The following is a 15,820-nucleotide window of genomic DNA, read 5'->3' on the forward strand; positions in this document are numbered from 1 at the left end:
AGGTTCAGAGGTGCAAAATGTCAGAGAGGCGATTGCCGAAAAACGCGGCTATTTGAGGGCTAGTGCGGATAGCAGTCAAGCAAAATTACTCGATAATGGGGGCCATCAACCAAAACGCCTGCTGATGAAGGTCAGCAGGCGTTTGATAGATCAATGAGCTAGCATTAACGGCGGCTTTTACGTGCTTCTTTAGTACGGTTGAGCTCGCGTTTTTTGGCTTTCTCTTTATCGCTTGCCCCTGCCATGTGGTCAAACGGATTGCTACCCGAACGGAACTCAAAGCGCATTGGCGTACCGCGAACCTTCAACACTTTACGGAAGGTGTTGGTTAGATAGCGGCGATAGGCTTCCGGCAGTGATTCAGTCTGATTGCCATGCACTACGATGATAGGCGGGTTGCTACCACCTTGGTGTGCCATGCGCAGTTTGATACGCCGGCCGTTAACCATGGGCGGCGGGTGCTGGCTGACCGCATCTTGAAGCAGAGTGGTCAATCGGTTGGTCGACCAGTGAGCGTTTGCGGCATTGAAAGCTCGTTCGATCGAAGGATAAAGGTCACCCACAGCGGTGCCGTGTAGGGCGGAGATAAAATGCATCTCGGCATACTCAGCAAAGCCCAGGCGGCGCTTAATTTCTGCGCGCATTTTCTCTTTTGCGTCGCTTTCCAGTCCATCCCACTTATTGATGGCCAGCACCAGCGCGCGGCCAGTGGTTAGCACGTAATCAAGCAGGTGGAGATCTTGCTCAACTAAACCGCTGCGCGCATCGAGTACCATCACGGCGACGTGACACTCTTTGATCGCATCCAGGGTTTTGATAATGGAAAACTTTTCAGCAATCTCGCGCACGTTCTTACGCCGCCGAATACCCGCAGTATCAACCAATACGTAGGGCTTACCACGACGCTCGAACGGGATTTCAATCGCATCGCGGGTAGTGCCCGCCTCATCGAATACAACAACGCGCTCTTCGCCCAACAGCCGATTAACCAATGTGGATTTACCCACGTTGGGACGGCCAATAACACCGATACGAATGCCTTTGGTGCCCGTGTCCCCAGGAATACTAGGATCGCGTTCTGGAAACGGCTCCAACACTGTGTCAATGAGCAGTGAGACATTGCGGCCATGGGCGGCAGCAATCGGCCATGGGTCGCCAAGCCCTAAAGTCCAGAAGTCGGCCATGGCCGAATGCTCTTCCAAACCATCGGTTTTGTTGACCACCAGCCAGGTTTTTTTCTGATTAACGCGCAGATGGTTCGCAATGGCTTCATCAGCCACGTTAAGCCCTGCGCGCGCGTCTACTAGAAACAGTACAATATCGGCTTCATCAATGGCGGCCAGGGACTGCTCGGCCATTGCCGCATCAATCCCTTCTTCGTCACCGCTGATGCCGCCGGTATCAATCACCGTATACGCTTTGCCGCCTAGCATTCCGTTCCCGTATTTACGGTCTCGGGTAAGGCCAGGAAAGTCCGCTACGAGCGCATCGCGTGAGCGGGTTAGGCGGTTAAACAACGTCGATTTGCCCACATTGGGCCGACCGACTAAAGCAATGACGGGTGTCATGGGGTTACTTCCAGGGTTTCCAGGCGACCATTATTGGCCTGGACATGAATGGTGCTGCCTTCAGTGGCAGGACGCACGCTAATGCCAGATTTGTGCACGCGCGTACGGCCTACTAACGTGCCTTCGCGGGCATCAAGTAGATGAACGTAGCCTTCGAAGTCACCGACGACCACGCGGCCATCTGCAAACGCAGGTGCTGTTAACCGGCGGTCTTCCAAGTCATCGTTACGCCACACTTCCTGTCCGTTGTCGGCATTCAGGCCAACGACGTGGCTATCATCAGTGACCACTAGCAGAATGTTACCTACCAAAATAGGCGTATGGCGGCTAGATAAGTTGCTTTCCCATAGAACGCCACCGCGGGTTGCTTCTAAAGCGACAACGCTACCGTTATAGCTAGTAACGAAAAGTCGACCATCAGGCGTTACTACCGGCTGACCGGCAAGATCAACCAACCTGTCGACGTCGCTACGTCCGCGGGGAGTCGCAATTTGTAACTCCCACAGTGGTTGGCCATTGCGATTGTCTAATGTTGCTAGTCGTCCGTTAGCAAAGCCAACAAAGCTTACAGGATCAATGACCATTGGCGTGCCGGTACCACGAAGGGTGAGCGACGGTTGTGAGCTGGCATATACCCAACGCTCCTCGCCAGTGACACGGTCGAGTGCGGTGATTTGGCCGTCAACGCTCTGCACCAGTAGTAGCTGTTGATTCGCTTGAGGTGCTGCCAGCACTTCACTGGAGACCCGTGAGCGCCAATTGACACTACCGTCGCGCTGATCCAGGGAAATAACTTCACCGTTACGGGTGCCTAAATAGACTTGACCTGCAATGGCGTTAAGCGCGCTTGAAATAGGCGTATCCAGCTCGATTTCCCACTCGCGGTTGCCGTTATTGGCGTTAAAGGCGGCGACCAATCCATTGGCATCCGCAGCAAATACGCTGTCGCCTTCACGAGCCGGAGCAATGGGGTAACGGGCACGACCAAGACCATCGCCTACGTCTCTGTCCCATACCTCATTAAGCGTTGAAGTTGCTGTAAAACTACGCAGCTCTTTAGGCGAGTCAGCCGGTTCGCCTTTACTGGCACAGCCTGCTAGCAAGGCGAGTGCCACGGCTCCGACGGTAATGCGCACAGAAGGCTTTGAAAATAGCGATTTGGGAAGACTGGTCATGATCATTGTGTCACCTCTTCGACGCCGAGATCATCAAGCTTGAACTGTACGCCGTAAAGCGGCTGATTCTGGGTTTGAGCCAGTTCTAGCGCAGTTTGCCAAGCGTCTCGCGCTTGTTCTGTTTGGTCTAACGCAGCGTAAGCGTCGCCGCGCACGTTGGCCTGTTGAGCTGCCAGAGCATCGCTAATCGACTTATCTAACAAACTCAGGGCGGCTTGTGGATTGCCGTTTGCAATCTCAATGCGCGCTAATCTCAGCCATGCAAGGCTTTGCACATAGCGGCGAGAGGAGTCGCTAGCCACGTTCTCAAGCGCGCTTTTCGCTGCATCAAGATCACCCTGTTGAACGGCTAAACGTGCTTCCAGCAGCTGTGCTAACTCTGCGTAGAGGGTGTCGCCATGGTCACTGGTGATTTCATCAATGAGCTCACGGGCATTGGCTAACTGATCATCTGCCAAAGTGTTACCAGCGGTCATGTTGACGAGTTGCTGATAACGCACGGAGGCGGCTTCTGCTTGGCCTTCTTGATAGTTTTGCCATGCATTCCAGCCAAACACACCCGCCGCAGCAAGAACAGCCCCTGCTATGAGAGAGGTTCCGTTCTCTTTCCACCAGCGTTTAATTACCTCTAGCTGTTCTTCTTCGCTTCTCAGCTCCGCCACGGGCGGCCTCCTGTTCTTTAGCTCAGCCGCAAGAGCGGCTGGCGAGTGTTCGTCTGCCAGAGAGTAGGCAGTAAGGTTAGTGGGGCACTAGGTTTTGCAGTGTCGCGGTGAGCTCAGCCTGAGATACGCGCAACTGTTCGCGATCATCACGCAGGAACTTAAGCGTTACGGCTTGCTCTGCTAGCTCATCTTCGCCCAATAAGACGGCAATCGGTGCGTTGCTTTTGTCCGCTTTTTTCATACGGCTTTTAAAACTGCCGCCACCACAGTGTAACTGCAGCCTAAGGGTTGGCAGCTCACTACGTAGTTTTTCAGCCAGGGTGAGGGCGACAATAGTAGCGTTGTCATCCATGGGTAGCAGATAAACATCGCAGCCACCTAGCGCTTCTTCTGGAATCAGGTCTAATGTTTCCAGCAGCAATATTAAGCGCTCGATACCCATGGCAAAACCAACCGCTGGCGTGGGCTTTCCGCCTAGTTGTTCGACCAGGCCATCGTAGCGGCCGCCTGCACATACCGTGCCTTGGCTGCCTAGGGCCGTGGTCGTCCACTCAAATACCGTGCGGCAGTAGTAATCAAGACCGCGTACTAGGCGTGGGTTAACAACGTAGTCAATGCCTGCTGCATCCAGCATTGCTTTGAGTTGTTCAAAATGTGTCCGCGACTCATCGTCCAAATGATCCATCAACTGCGGCGCACCGTTGAGCATTTCCGCCATCGCTGGATTCTTGGAATCCAAAATGCGCAGTGGGTTGCTGGTGAGGCGGCGCTTAGAGTCATCATCAAGGACGTCGTGATGCTGGTCAAAATAAGCGACGAGTTTGTCGCGATAGGCCGCGCGCGCCTCTGTGGAGCCTAGGGAGTTAAGCTCTAGCGTCACATGCTCCAGTAAGCCGAGCTCTTGCCATAGACGCGCTGAAAGCAGAATGACTTCTGCATCGATATCCGGTCCATCAAAGCCGTACGTTTCTACGCCTACCTGATGAAATTGACGATAGCGGCCTTTTTGCGGACGCTCGTGGCGGAACATTGGGCCCTGATACCACAACCGTTGCGTTTGGTTATGCAGCAAGCCATGTTCCATCGCTGCCCGTACACAGCTAGCCGTACCTTCGGGGCGCAGCGTCAGGCTGTCGCCGTTGCGGTCGTCGAACGTATACATCTCTTTTTCGACAATATCGGTGACTTCACCAATAGAGCGAGCAAATAGCGCCGTTTGTTCAACAATGGGCGTACGGATTTCATCAAAGCCATAGCGATGCATCAACTGACGCACCTTGGCTTCAAAAAATTGCCAGCGGGGGCTTTCGCTGGGCAATAAATCATTCATACCACGGATAGCTTGAATTTTTTTTGCGGCGGACTTGCTCAATGAAAACTCCTTGTATGGGAGACAACACTGGGGCGGGGAAAAAAGGTTATGCCCGCCTCCAGGTTGGGTATCGCTTGCTCGGCTTTTTTAAACGCTGCGCGCAATCATGTCGTCTTCTTGCTGCTGTTTTTGGCGTACTTTATCGCGGATCAGCTTTTCAAGGTCATCCACCAAGTGGTCGTTACGCAGCTTGCTAGCGGGTTTGCCATCGATGTACACCAAGTTGGCAGGGGAGCCGCCGGTTAGACCAATATCGGTTTCTTTCGCTTCACCTGGGCCATTAACGACGCAACCAATCACCGATACGTCCAGTGGGGTCATGACGTCTTCAAGCCGCTCTTCTAGCTGGTTCATGGTGCTAATAACATCAAAATTTTGCCGTGAGCAGCTAGGGCAGGCAATAAAATTAATGCCTTTGGCTCGCAGCCTTAGGCTTTTAAGCATGTCAAAGCCGACTTTAATTTCTTCCACCGGATCGGCGGCGAGCGATACGCGAATTGTGTCGCCAATGCCATCCATTAGCAGCATGCCAAGACCAATCGACGACTTCACCGTACCCGAGCGCAGGCCGCCGGCTTCGGTAATGCCTAGATGGAGTGGCTGCTCGATACGGGTAGCCAGGTCGCGGTACGCGGCTACCGCCATAAACACATCTGAGGCTTTGACGCTGACTTTAAATTCCTGGAAATCAAGGCGATCCAGGTAATCAATATGGCGCATGGCCGACTCCACTAACGCTGCGGGAGTGGGCTCGCCATACTTTTTCTGTAGATCTTTTTCCAGCGACCCGGCATTGACGCCAATACGAATCGGTATGCCGTTATCGCGGGCAGCATTAACAACCGCACGTACGCGATCTTCTCGGCCAATGTTACCTGGATTAATACGCAAGCAGTCGACACCTAGTTCGGCGACACGCAGGGCAATTTTGTAGTCAAAATGAATGTCTGCCACCAGTGGGACATCGACACGCTGCTTAATTTTGCCAAAACTTTCAGCGGCGTCCATATCGGGTACCGAAACGCGGACAATATCGGCTCCCGCTTTTTCTAACTGCTGAATTTGTGCCACGGTGGCATCGACGTCCAGCGTATTTGTGTTGGTCATGCTCTGAACGGCAATAGGTGCATCACCACCTACAGCCACATTGCCAACGTGAATTTGACGCGAGAAGCGGCGTTTAATCGGAGAAGGGGCGTGCATAAGACGGGTCACTCTCCCAGGGTAAAGCGGGCAACATTATTGGCACCGGCGCGCTGGACAAGGTTAACGTCCTCGCCTTCATAGCGCAGCTCTACGCCGGTGGCATTGCCGATAGTTAAACGAAAAGGCGGTTCGCCCTCAACACTTGCTGTGGTGCCAGGCGTTTGCAGACCAACGAACACTCGCTGGTTATTGGCATCAAAAATTTCAGTCCACGACTGCTCGTTAAACGTAAGTTCAAGCAGGTTTGGATTTGTTGCGGGCGCTGTTTCGACCGTGTTGTCTTCACTGTCAGTGGCGGCGTCCGCTTGTTCAGCTGTATCTGCAGCGGTGAGCTCAGCAGCTTCTGCCCCTTCGGCAGACGTAGACGACTCTGATGCCGACTCAATGGCAGCCGTTGCGGCGTTAGCCGCTCCCTCATCGACTCCCTCGGCTGTGCCGGTTTGTTGTGCTGTTGCGTTGCTAGGCAACTGAGGGGTAGCTGCCAGCGTTTGTTCAGTCGGTGTTGCATTGTCGGCTGGCGTATCGCTGGAGCCGCCTTCTTCTAGTGAAGGATTGCTCCCCATGCTGGGGGGTTCGCTGCCGCCACGGCTTTGCCACCACATGACCGTGACGGCAATCAAGGCAACAATCACTAGCAGGGTGACTAGCTTAAATAACCATGCACCAATACGCGATGGTGGCCGGGTGACTGACACTGGAGCCACCCGACGATCTGTCTCTGTACTCCCATGGTTAGCTTGGTAGGCCTCAAGTACTAGACGATCATCCATGCCCAGGTATTTTGCATAAGCACGTAAATAGCCCCGGCGATAAGCGGCAACAGGGATTTCTTCGTAGTTATCTTGTTCTAAACCGTCGACAACCGCAGGGCGTAAATTAAGCGCCCGTGCGGCATCGGTAAGCGGTACGCCGAGTGCTTCGCGTTGGCGTGAGAGAAGCTCGCCGGGTGTGGCAATGGGGCTAGAGGTCGTAACATTATCGTATGATTGTGTATCGCTCATAGCTGAGCATCCTTCAATAATTAGGTGGTCAGGGCACCGTTAGTCAATATTCAATAAGCGCTGGTAGTTCGCAGCCGCAGCGTGATCACCACGGGCGTGGGCGATATCGATCGCCATTTCCAACGCGACTGGATCTTGCCCGGCCAGCTGCAAATAGCGCTGCAGCGGCTCCCAGGCTTGACCATAATTGCCCTGTGAAGCTTCAAGTTCGGCTAATAATAAATATCCACGCGGGCTACGTGGATCAATGCTCACTGCGCGCAATAAGCGTTTGCGCGCTTCATCAATGTTATCGGCTGCCAAATAGCACTGCCCTAGGTTAGTAAATAGCTGGGCGCGATTGGCATATTGGGCATCGTGAGATGCTATTTCTAACTGTTCGCAAGCGGCGTTGAACTGCCCCTGCTGATATAAAAACGCCGCGTAATTATTACGCGCACGTGTCAAAGAAGGTGCGGTGTTAATCGCTTGCTGAAAATAGCGATTTGCAAGCTCATTTTCACTCTGCTGTTGATAGACCAGCGCAAGCGCCTGAAGTGCCTCGGCATTGCGTGGATTAATTTCAAGCGCACGATCAAGCGCGCTGAGCGCACGGGTTAGGTTGTCGCGTTCTAGGTAAGCAACGCCTAGTTGGGTGTAAGCGTCTGCAGCGTCATCGTCAGCCTGAGAAGACGTGCTACCTGACGTGGCACAGCCAGCTAACAACATGCTGCTTACTAGCACGCACAGCATGTGAACCCGGGATGGGTAACGTCGCCAGCGGTGACCGATCATGTACACCCTCTTGTAGTCGCTATCTGCTAATAACAATCTTCTAATAACTATCTTCTAATAACTCTCTGCTAATAACCATCTTGCAGTGATCATCAGATGCATCGTCATTCGATAGAGCTGCACTTGTGGCGGTTTGAAAACGTGTCCATCAAAGCGCCGCACTCGACGGAAGTCAAGATAACGGCGGTTTAGTCCGCATCAAGCTGTACAGACTGAATATAGCGCGCACTTCGCTTAGTGCGGTCTTTCACCTTTCCTACCAGTTGGCCACAAGCAGCGTCGATATCATCGCCCCGCGTGATGCGTACGGTGGCGTTATAACCCAGGTCGTATAGCCATTGCTGAAAGCGCATCACTTGGTTACGTGAGGGCTTTTCGTAGCCTGAATTAGGAAATGGGTTGAAAGGTATCAGGTTGATTTTGCAGGGCAGCTCTTTTAGCAGTGCCGCCAGTTGTTCAGCATGTTCCTGCTGATCATTCACATCTCTAATGAGCGTATATTCGATGGTAACCTGACGGTTATCCGGGCATTTGGATAGATAACGGTGGCAGGCATCCAGCAGCGCGCGAATATTATATTTACGGTTAATCGGTACCAGCTCGTTGCGTAGCTCATCAGTAGAAGCGTGCAACGAAATGGCTAAGCTTACATCGATCTCATCGCCAAGCTTATCTATCATCGGCACAACGCCGGATGTGGAAAGCGTGACGCGGCGTTTGGAAAGTCCATAGCCATTGTCGTCGAGCATCAGCTTCATTGCTGGCACGACGTTATCAAAGTTGAGCAGCGGCTCGCCCATGCCCATCATGACTACGTTAGTCACCGGACGATTAGCGGTATCGCGGCGCGGGCCTACGCTACGCTGGGCGACCCAAACCTGGCCGATAATTTCGGCAGCGGTCAGATTACGCTGGAAGCCTTGTTTGCCCGTTGAGCAAAAACTGCAGTCTAACGAGCAGCCTACCTGGGAAGAGACGCATAGCGTTCGGCGTTTGCCATTCTCCGCAGGAATCAGCACCGTTTCCACGTAGCTGCCATCTTCTACTTCCAAGACCCACTTGCGTGTGCCGTCGCTGGAGGTACCTTCATAGACAACGCCAGGGCCACGAATCTCAGCCAGCCGAGCCAGTTTTTCTCGCAGCGGTTTGGATAGATTCGTCATGGCAGCAAAATCATCGCTACCTTCCTGGTGAATCCACTTCATTAGCTGGGCAGCGCGAAACTTCTTTTCGCCAATCGACAAAAAGAAGTCCTCCATCTGCTCGCGAGACATGCCCAGCAGGTTCTGGCGCTCTGGCGCGTTAGTGGCGGCAGGTTCGCTTTCGGTCGAGGAGAGAGAGGTAGGCGTATGTTGAGCTACGGTAGTGGTCATGGCGGTCAGCGTTCAGAGAAAAGGCGGGGGCATAGCCCCCGCGAAAATGGCCGGCAACGGATGTTGAATCGGCGGCACGCTTGGTTTAGCGCGGGCAAATTTCGTCGTTACCGAAGAAGTAGCTAATTTCGCGCTCAGCGCTTTCCGGAGAATCAGAACCATGGACAGCGTTTGCGTCGATTGTTTCCGCAAAGTCAGCGCGGATAGTGCCGGGCGCCGCTTCTTTCGGGTTAGTAGCACCCATCAGGTCGCGGTTTTTAGCGATAGCGCCTTCGCCTTCCAGTACCTGAACAACAACCGGGCCAGAGGTCATGAAGCCCACAAGGTCTTTAAAGAAAGGGCGCTCTTTGTGTTCGGCGTAGAAACCGCCTGCTTTTTCTTCAGAAAGATGAACCATCTTCGCAGCAACAACTTTCAAGCCTGCTTTTTCAAAGCGAGAAATGATGTCGCCAATCGCATTTTTAGCAACGGCATCAGGCTTGATAATAGAAAGAGTACGTTCAATTGCCATGGTGGAATCTCCTTAAGAGGCATAAAGCAGAAGTGCCGCCCCGGAAAGCCGAGGCGGCGCAGGAAAAAAGAGTCGGCAGGGCTGCTGTGCATTACCGATTGCCGAGTGGCCGCGATTATAGCGCCTCAAGGGGGTGATGAATACCGGTGATGCAGCGCTAAACGTTTAGACCGTGAAGCTTTCGCCACAGCCACACTCATCTTTTACGTTGGGATTGTTGAAGCGGAAAAAGCGATTCAGCCCTTCGCTGACATAGTCCACTTCACTGCCGTTGAGTATTTCTAGCGCGTCTGGCGCGATATACACGCTGGCGCCGTGCTCTTCAAAGCGAATTTCGTCATCGCTTACGTCATCGGCAAAGTCGAGTACGTAACTATAGCCTGAGCAGCCGCTAGGTTTTACAGAAACGCGCAGCCCAAGCCCCTGGCCACGCTCGTCGAGAACGTGACGGATTTGCTGAGCAGCAGCGGGGGTAATGTTGAGAGTTGCCATCGGGCGTCCTCCTTCAAGAAGTCGGTAGGTTGATTGCCAAATGTGGCATCAGCCGTTTAACGCGTTGAGCGTAGTCCGCTCAACGCGTGGCGCAGTAGTGTCAGCGCATGATCAATGTCGGCGTCAGTGGTGAAACGCCCAAAACTAAAACGTAGCGATGAGAGTGCAAGGGCGCGCGGTGTGCCGATTCCCAATAAAACGTAGGAAGGGTCGACGCTAGCAGAGTTACAAGCAGACCCGGTTGACACAGCAACATCGCGCAGCGCCATCAATAGAGATTCACCGTCTACCCCTTTAAATGCCAGGTTTAAAATATTGGGAACGGCATTTTCCAGCGGAGAGTTGGCGAAGACACCATCAACATCTTCTAGCCCTTTTAGGAAGCGTGCGTGTAGCTGGGCGATATGAGCTTGATCTTCCTGGTGATGGTGTTGCATTAGCGCAAACGCTTCACCCATGCCGGCAATTTGATGGGTCGGAAGTGTGCCAGAGCGCATGCCTCGCTCGTGGCCGCCACCATGGATAAGTGCTTCTATGCGTATATCTGGATGGCGTTTGACGTAAAGCGCACCAACGCCTTTGGGGCCATAAACTTTATGTCCAGACAGCGACATTAGATCAATTTGTTGCGCCACCACATCTAACGGAATACGTCCTACAGCTTGGGCCGCATCAGTATGAAAAACAGCCCCGAACTCATGGGCAACCTCTGCCAGCGCGGCAATATCATTAATGCTACCCAATTCGTTATTGACCGCCATTAATGACACGAGTGCCGTGTCGTCTCGCATGGCGGCACGCAGCTGTTCTGGGGTGGTACGCCCGTCTCGCCCAGGCGTGAGCCACGTCACTTCAAAACCTTCGCTTTCCAGGGCGTTGGCAGTATCCACTATCGCTTTATGCTCAATGGTGGACGTTACCAGATGCATGCCGCGCTCACGATTGGCGCGCATGTAGCCGATCAGCGCTAGATTGTTGGCCTCAGTGGCACCGCTGGTCCAAACCACTTCACGTGGGTCTGCGTTAATGGTATCGGCGACTTGACGGCGAGCCTGCTCTACCACCTGTTCCGCCTGCCAGCCCAGCATGTGACTGCGCGAGGCAGGGTTGGCGAACAGCTGATCAACAGTTAAATAGCGCTGCATGACGTCGGCCACACGGGTATCGACCGGCGTGGTCGCGGCATAGTCCAAATAAATCGGCAGCGAAGGGGTGGAGGTCATCGTCATAGAGTCCAACGTGCAGTGAAAGCCGTTAAGGGGATGAGGCGAGAATGCCAGCTTCTACGCGCTGCTTTTGCCGAGAGGCAATGCGTATAACATCGGGGCGCTGCATCAGTTGTGCAAGGCTGGTGTCATCAAGGAAGTTACGAATCTGCCCTGATAGATCACACCACAGGTGATGGGTTAGGCAGGTGTCGCCTTGTTGGCAGTCTGAAAGCCCTTGGCAGCGTGTTGCATCCACGGTCTCATTAACAGCATCAATCACTTGGGAAACGCTGATGTCTTCGGCTGGTTTAGCCAGCAAATAGCCGCCACCAGGACCACGCACGCTGCTAACGAGGCCCGCTCGGCGCAGGCGTGCAAATAGTTGCTCAAGATAAGAGAGCGAAATTTCCTGACGCTGAGAAATATCCCCCAAGCTGGTCGGGCCTTGGGGGGTATTTATCGCCAAATCGAGCATGGCGGTAACGGCGTAACGGCCTTTAGTGGTCAAGCGCATGACAGGCACCTCGACGCTGAACCTCAGCGCACTTACGGCAAATGTAACGCCATTATGGAAATCCTGAGTGCTTTGGTCAACTATTGCGCGATGTCGTTGAGTCAGAGGTTGAATCAGCCGCTGCATCAGATGGCGAGTTAGGCGTTGAATCAGGAGCGCTTTGCTGTGTCCTGGCGGCTGCTGGCTCGCCCGCCTCGGGGTCGGCTTTTGGCTCGGAACTGTGTTTGCCAACCCCTGGGCAGCCCGTATCGTTTTCATCAAGAATGTCGGCGAAATCTTCATCGCGCAGAGCCGGGAGTTGGCCGTCGCGATAGTTGGCATCTAATTGACGCAGTGTCGAGCACATACGTTCAATGCGTTCATCCACGGCGTGCATGTGATCCAGCATCGCCTGCATCGAACGTGCCACAGGGTCGGGCATATCCTGGCTAACACCGTAAGCATCGAAGCCAAATTTTTGGCAAATCGCTTCGCGGCGAGCCGGGTCAACATCTAACGCTTCCTCGACATCGGGGTCGGCGCGTTTAACGATTTTGCCAGGAATGCCCACCACGGTAGCGCCGGATGGCACTTCTTTGGTGACCACGGCATTAGAGCCAATTTTAGCCCCTGCGCCAACGGTGAACGGGCCAAGAATCTTAGCGCCAGCGCCAACAATGACACCATCTTCTAGCGTAGGGTGACGCTTACCCTTATTCCAACTGGTGCCGCCTAAGGTAACGCCTTGATAAAGGGTCACGTTATCGCCGACTAGCGCTGTTTCACCAATCACCACGCCCATGCCGTGATCAATAAAGAAACGGCGGCCAATAGTGGCGCCTGGGTGAATCTCAATACCGGTCAGCCAGCGGGAAAACGTCGATAGCGTTCGCGCCAACCATTTAAAATTTTTCTTCCATAGCCAGTGGCTGCAGCGGTGAAGCAGCAGGGCGTGCAGGCCGGGATAGTTGGTCAGCACCTCAAGAGAGTTACGTGCCGCTGGGTCGCGGTCGAATACGCTATTAATGTCTTCACGCAGGCGTTGAAACATGGGTGATCCTTGGGCGTTAAAGGGCGGTAATCATAAGCTCTTGGAATATGGTGCTTGGAATATGGTACTTGAAATATAGTTAGTGCAATGCAGCGCTCAAAAAAACGATGTTGGGGCGCACCGATACGACTTCAAGCTTCGGTTGCCCAAGCCGCAGCGGTGGTCAGCGCTATGGACGATGTTTGTCTGTCGCTTTTTCGGTTGCCGAAAGAATGCCACGCAGAATATTCATCTCCATTTTTTCAGGACGAGCACGTAGGTACAGGCGACGCAATCTCGCCATCAGTTGGCGCGGCTGTGCGGGGTCATGAAATTCAATGGCAATCAGCGTGCGCTCCAAGTGCTCAAAGTAGCGCTCTAGTTCGGCATGGGTGGCCAGCGCATCATCCGGCTCTTCAGCGGTGCTGGCGCTATCCTGTTGGCTTAGCCATGCCATACGGCACTCATAGGCAATCACCTGAACGGCGGCAGCCAGGTTTAGCGAGCTGAAATCTGCATTGGTGGGAATATGCACGTGGGCATGACAACGCTGCAGCTCGGCATTGGTTAAGCCGCTGTCCTCGCGGCCAAACACCAGCGCGACACGCGCATTGTCGGGCTGGCATTCGCTGGGCAGGCGCTCGGCCAGCTCGCGTGGGGAAATCATTGGCCAGGGCAGCGTGCGCGAACGGGCGCTAGCGCCCACAGCAAGCGTGCAGTCAGCAACGGCGTCTTCAAGAGAGGCGTGGACTTTTGCCTGATGCAGCAGGTGGTCGGCTCCCGAAGCGCGGGAAATGCTGTCTTGGGTAATCACCTCACAGCGCGGCGCCACCAGGGCTAAATCGGCTAAGCCCATGTTGTGCATGGCGCGGGCGACGCCGCCAATATTACCAGGATGGCTAGTGCCAATAAGAACAATACGGATGCGCTCAAGCATAATGGGCTCGGTAATCAAGTACGGAAAACGCGCAGTTTAGCATGAGTCGATAGCATGCCCGAGGGGGCTCTGTTAGAATTGCCCGCCAAAGCAGTCCTGCCACTGCCTCCGTTCTTTAACATCACTGTGACAAGGCCCGATCATGAATCCTATGGTCCAATTTACGCTGCGCGCTGCGCGTGGCGCTGTTGAACACTTTTTACGTGTTCGTGAACGCATTGAAAATGCTCACGATGAATTTAACCTCGACCGCTTGCTAGAAGACACCGCTCGCAAAGCAGAGGCCACCATTGTTCAGCAGCTGCAGCGTGGGTATCCCCTGCACGGCTTCAGTGGCCGCTATACGCCCCATAAAGCGGGTGAAGGCGAAGGCGCTGATATCGTCTGGAAAATTGAACCAATGCACGGCTATTCCAATTTAGCGGTGGCAGGTAAGGGCTTTGCTCTCTCAGTGGTGTGTCTCGTTAAAGATCGCCCCGAACACGCGGTAATTATCTGTCCGTTTTCTGACGATGAGTATATCGCCAGCCGCGGCCGCGGTGCTCAGCATAACGATAAGCGCATGCGTGTAAGCAAACCTACCGCGATTAGCGGTACGCGGATAGCGATGAGCCTGCCAGAAACCTGGTTGCGCCCCAGCCATTTGCCAGCTTACCTGACCATTACTCAGCAGTTAGCCCCCCAAGTAGACGCCATGTTGGCATCTGGTAGCGGCCTGCTGGATATTTGTGAGCTGGCCTGTGGGCGTGTGGACAGCGTCTTTGTTCTGGGACTTGAAGAGCAAGATATGCAGGTGGGAACGCTATTGCTGAAAGAAGCCGGTGCATTGATGGGTACGCCTGACGGCAAGCCGACAGTGGCCGCTGAAGGTCAGCTGATGGCCGCTGGCCCGCGTTTGTACAAAGCCTTGATTAAACAATTGGCACCGCATTTTTAAGTTCGTAAAAATGGTAAGTGGTAAAAGCGATTGATACAGTCTGCTCGATGACCACGCATTAAAAAGGCTCTGTCGATTTTATCGGCAGAGCCTTTTTGTTGCGGATTGCTTTTGCTGGTTTACGGCAGCTCTTCTTCCTCTTCGTCCGTCTCTTTCTTGGTGGGGATAAGGTCTTCCCGTGAAAGCTTGAGCGGAATCAGTAACGCACCTGAGATATAAATTGATGAGAACGTACCCACCACGATGCCAATTAACAGCGCAATAGCGAAGTTCTCGATCATGTCGCCGCCTAATAGCAGCAGCGCCAGCAACACCAGTACCGTAGTACCAGAGGTGGCGAGCGTGCGGGACAGGGTGGCATTGATCGCTTCGTTGAAGATTTGCGGCATATCATCAATACGCGATGTTCGAATGGTCTCGCGGATACGGTCATAGACAACAATCGTATCGTTTAGCGAGTAACCGATAACGGCCAAAATCGCTGCCAGTACTGTTAGATCGAACTCAAGCTTGAACAGCGCGAAGACGCCAACAACAATGATGACATCGTGCAGCAAGGCTAGCAGGGCACCAAGAGCAAACTTATATTGAAAGCGGAAGGCAACGTAAAGCATCACCACGCCCAATGCCACTAGAAGGCCTAAGCCGCTTTGGTCGCGAAGTTGGTCGCCTACCTGTGCACCGACAAATTCGGCCCGCACAAGATTAACGCTATCGCCATTGGCACGTAGCAGGCTGACAACATCGTTACCGACATCCGCATCGAACGCTTGCTGAATGCGGATAAGTATTTCTGTTGATGCGCCAAACGTTTGCACCGACACGTCTTGGAAACCACTGTCTTCGAGCAATTGGCGAATCGCGTCTAAGGACGGGACTGCGCCGTAGCGCACTTCCACCAGGGTGCCGCCGGTGAAGTCCAGTCCGAGATTTAGCTGCTGAAAAATAATCGCGCCAATCGAGATGATTAGCATCAAGGCAGAGACGATAAACGCAAGGTTGCGCCGCCCCATAAAGTCGATTCGCAGTTGTGATAGGGGTTTCATTACCACCTCTTAAATTCTGGGCTAAGCACGTGGTT

The 15,820-nt window shown here is 53.7% G+C and carries 16 protein-coding genes; 1 reads left to right on the forward strand and 15 read right to left on the reverse strand.

Features of this window, described 5'->3' with window-relative positions; translation table 11 throughout:
- Positions 1 to 164 precede the first annotated feature (164 nt).
- The 14 genes from der to trmJ form a co-directional block, all read right to left on the reverse strand.
- Positions 165 to 1,568 carry a ribosome biogenesis GTPase Der gene (gene der, locus NF683_RS10395; RefSeq protein WP_089039147.1) on the reverse strand — a complete coding sequence of 468 codons (1,404 nt, stop codon included), beginning with the start codon at positions 1,566 to 1,568 and terminating at the stop codon, positions 165 to 167.
- Positions 1,565 to 2,749 carry an outer membrane protein assembly factor BamB gene (gene bamB, locus NF683_RS10400; RefSeq protein WP_089039146.1) on the reverse strand — a complete coding sequence of 395 codons (1,185 nt, stop codon included), beginning with the start codon at positions 2,747 to 2,749 and terminating at the stop codon, positions 1,565 to 1,567. The genes der and bamB overlap by 4 nt, the downstream gene beginning before the upstream one ends.
- Entirely contained in the window at positions 2,746 to 3,405 is a 660-nt protein-coding gene (locus NF683_RS10405; RefSeq protein ID WP_089039145.1) for a YfgM family protein, read from the reverse strand. Before NF683_RS10405 ends, bamB begins: the two co-directional genes overlap by 4 nt.
- A gap of 76 nt (positions 3,406 to 3,481) precedes the next feature.
- Positions 3,482 to 4,777: a histidine--tRNA ligase gene (hisS, locus tag NF683_RS10410; RefSeq protein ID WP_089039144.1), complete on the reverse strand. Its 1,296-nt coding sequence runs from the start codon at positions 4,775 to 4,777 to the stop codon at positions 3,482 to 3,484.
- A gap of 87 nt (positions 4,778 to 4,864) precedes the next feature.
- Positions 4,865 to 5,980 (reverse strand): flavodoxin-dependent (E)-4-hydroxy-3-methylbut-2-enyl-diphosphate synthase, encoded by a 1,116-nt coding sequence (gene ispG, locus NF683_RS10415; protein WP_089039143.1) that lies wholly within the window; start codon positions 5,978 to 5,980, stop codon positions 4,865 to 4,867.
- A gap of 8 nt (positions 5,981 to 5,988) precedes the next feature.
- Positions 5,989 to 6,984: a RodZ domain-containing protein gene (locus tag NF683_RS10420; RefSeq protein WP_089039142.1), complete on the reverse strand. Its 996-nt coding sequence runs from the start codon at positions 6,982 to 6,984 to the stop codon at positions 5,989 to 5,991.
- A gap of 39 nt (positions 6,985 to 7,023) precedes the next feature.
- Positions 7,024 to 7,758: a type IV pilus biogenesis/stability protein PilW gene (pilW, locus tag NF683_RS10425; RefSeq protein ID WP_089039141.1), complete on the reverse strand. Its 735-nt coding sequence runs from the start codon at positions 7,756 to 7,758 to the stop codon at positions 7,024 to 7,026.
- 188 nt (positions 7,759 to 7,946) lie between these two features.
- Entirely contained in the window at positions 7,947 to 9,131 is a 1,185-nt protein-coding gene (gene rlmN, locus NF683_RS10430; protein WP_089039140.1) for a 23S rRNA (adenine(2503)-C(2))-methyltransferase RlmN, read from the reverse strand.
- 85 nt (positions 9,132 to 9,216) lie between these two features.
- Positions 9,217 to 9,642 (reverse strand): nucleoside-diphosphate kinase, encoded by a 426-nt coding sequence (gene ndk / locus NF683_RS10435; RefSeq protein WP_038481458.1) that lies wholly within the window; start codon positions 9,640 to 9,642, stop codon positions 9,217 to 9,219.
- A 165-nt stretch (positions 9,643 to 9,807) separates the two neighbouring features.
- Positions 9,808 to 10,134 (reverse strand): HesB/IscA family protein, encoded by a 327-nt coding sequence (locus tag NF683_RS10440; protein ID WP_038481461.1) that lies wholly within the window; start codon positions 10,132 to 10,134, stop codon positions 9,808 to 9,810.
- 56 nt (positions 10,135 to 10,190) lie between these two features.
- Positions 10,191 to 11,357 (reverse strand): aminotransferase class V-fold PLP-dependent enzyme, encoded by a 1,167-nt coding sequence (locus NF683_RS10445; protein WP_089039139.1) that lies wholly within the window; start codon positions 11,355 to 11,357, stop codon positions 10,191 to 10,193.
- Between the two features lie 31 nt (positions 11,358 to 11,388).
- Positions 11,389 to 11,856, reverse strand: a complete 468-nt coding sequence (gene iscR, locus NF683_RS10450) for a Fe-S cluster assembly transcriptional regulator IscR (RefSeq protein ID WP_038481467.1) — start codon at positions 11,854 to 11,856, stop codon at positions 11,389 to 11,391.
- Between the two features lie 76 nt (positions 11,857 to 11,932).
- Entirely contained in the window at positions 11,933 to 12,886 is a 954-nt protein-coding gene (gene cysE / locus NF683_RS10455) for a serine O-acetyltransferase (protein ID WP_253921850.1), read from the reverse strand.
- A gap of 169 nt (positions 12,887 to 13,055) precedes the next feature.
- A complete protein-coding gene (gene trmJ, locus NF683_RS10460; RefSeq protein ID WP_253921851.1) occupies positions 13,056 to 13,802 on the reverse strand; it encodes a tRNA (cytosine(32)/uridine(32)-2'-O)-methyltransferase TrmJ in 747 nt (248 codons plus the stop codon).
- Between the two features lie 142 nt (positions 13,803 to 13,944).
- On the opposite strand from trmJ, the gene NF683_RS10465 reads away from it, so the two are divergent.
- Complete coding sequence (locus tag NF683_RS10465) at positions 13,945 to 14,739, forward strand: inositol monophosphatase family protein (RefSeq protein ID WP_089039136.1); 795 nt, start codon at positions 13,945 to 13,947, stop codon at positions 14,737 to 14,739.
- 119 nt (positions 14,740 to 14,858) lie between these two features.
- Here the strand turns inward: NF683_RS10465 and secF are convergent, their stop codons facing one another.
- Positions 14,859 to 15,785 carry a protein translocase subunit SecF gene (gene secF, locus NF683_RS10470; protein WP_038481479.1) on the reverse strand — a complete coding sequence of 309 codons (927 nt, stop codon included), beginning with the start codon at positions 15,783 to 15,785 and terminating at the stop codon, positions 14,859 to 14,861.
- Between the last annotated feature and the right edge of the window lie 35 nt (positions 15,786 to 15,820).

This window comes from Halomonas sp. MS1 (assembly GCF_024182575.1).
Lineage (GTDB): Bacteria > Pseudomonadota > Gammaproteobacteria > Pseudomonadales > Halomonadaceae > Vreelandella.

Coding starts and splice junctions, on each gene's coding strand:
- bamB (WP_089039146.1), bottom strand. CDS start 2,749: ATGATCATGACCAGTCTTCCCAAATCGCTATTTTCAAAGCCTTCTGTG.
- NF683_RS10420 (WP_089039142.1), bottom strand. CDS start 6,984: ATGAGCGATACACAATCATACGATAATGTTACGACCTCTAGCCCCATT.
- ndk (WP_038481458.1), bottom strand. CDS start 9,642: ATGGCAATTGAACGTACTCTTTCTATTATCAAGCCTGATGCCGTTGCT.
- trmJ (WP_253921851.1), bottom strand. CDS start 13,802: ATGCTTGAGCGCATCCGTATTGTTCTTATTGGCACTAGCCATCCTGGT.
- iscR (WP_038481467.1), bottom strand. CDS start 11,856: ATGCGCTTGACCACTAAAGGCCGTTACGCCGTTACCGCCATGCTCGAT.
- NF683_RS10445 (WP_089039139.1), bottom strand. CDS start 11,357: ATGACCTCCACCCCTTCGCTGCCGATTTATTTGGACTATGCCGCGACC.
- ispG (WP_089039143.1), bottom strand. CDS start 5,980: ATGCACGCCCCTTCTCCGATTAAACGCCGCTTCTCGCGTCAAATTCAC.
- der (WP_089039147.1), bottom strand. CDS start 1,568: ATGACACCCGTCATTGCTTTAGTCGGTCGGCCCAATGTGGGCAAATCG.
- secF (WP_038481479.1), bottom strand. CDS start 15,785: ATGAAACCCCTATCACAACTGCGAATCGACTTTATGGGGCGGCGCAAC.
- cysE (WP_253921850.1), bottom strand. CDS start 12,886: ATGTTTCAACGCCTGCGTGAAGACATTAATAGCGTATTCGACCGCGAC.
- pilW (WP_089039141.1), bottom strand. CDS start 7,758: ATGATCGGTCACCGCTGGCGACGTTACCCATCCCGGGTTCACATGCTG.
- NF683_RS10465 (WP_089039136.1), top strand. CDS start 13,945: ATGAATCCTATGGTCCAATTTACGCTGCGCGCTGCGCGTGGCGCTGTT.
- rlmN (WP_089039140.1), bottom strand. CDS start 9,131: ATGACCACTACCGTAGCTCAACATACGCCTACCTCTCTCTCCTCGACC.
- NF683_RS10440 (WP_038481461.1), bottom strand. CDS start 10,134: ATGGCAACTCTCAACATTACCCCCGCTGCTGCTCAGCAAATCCGTCAC.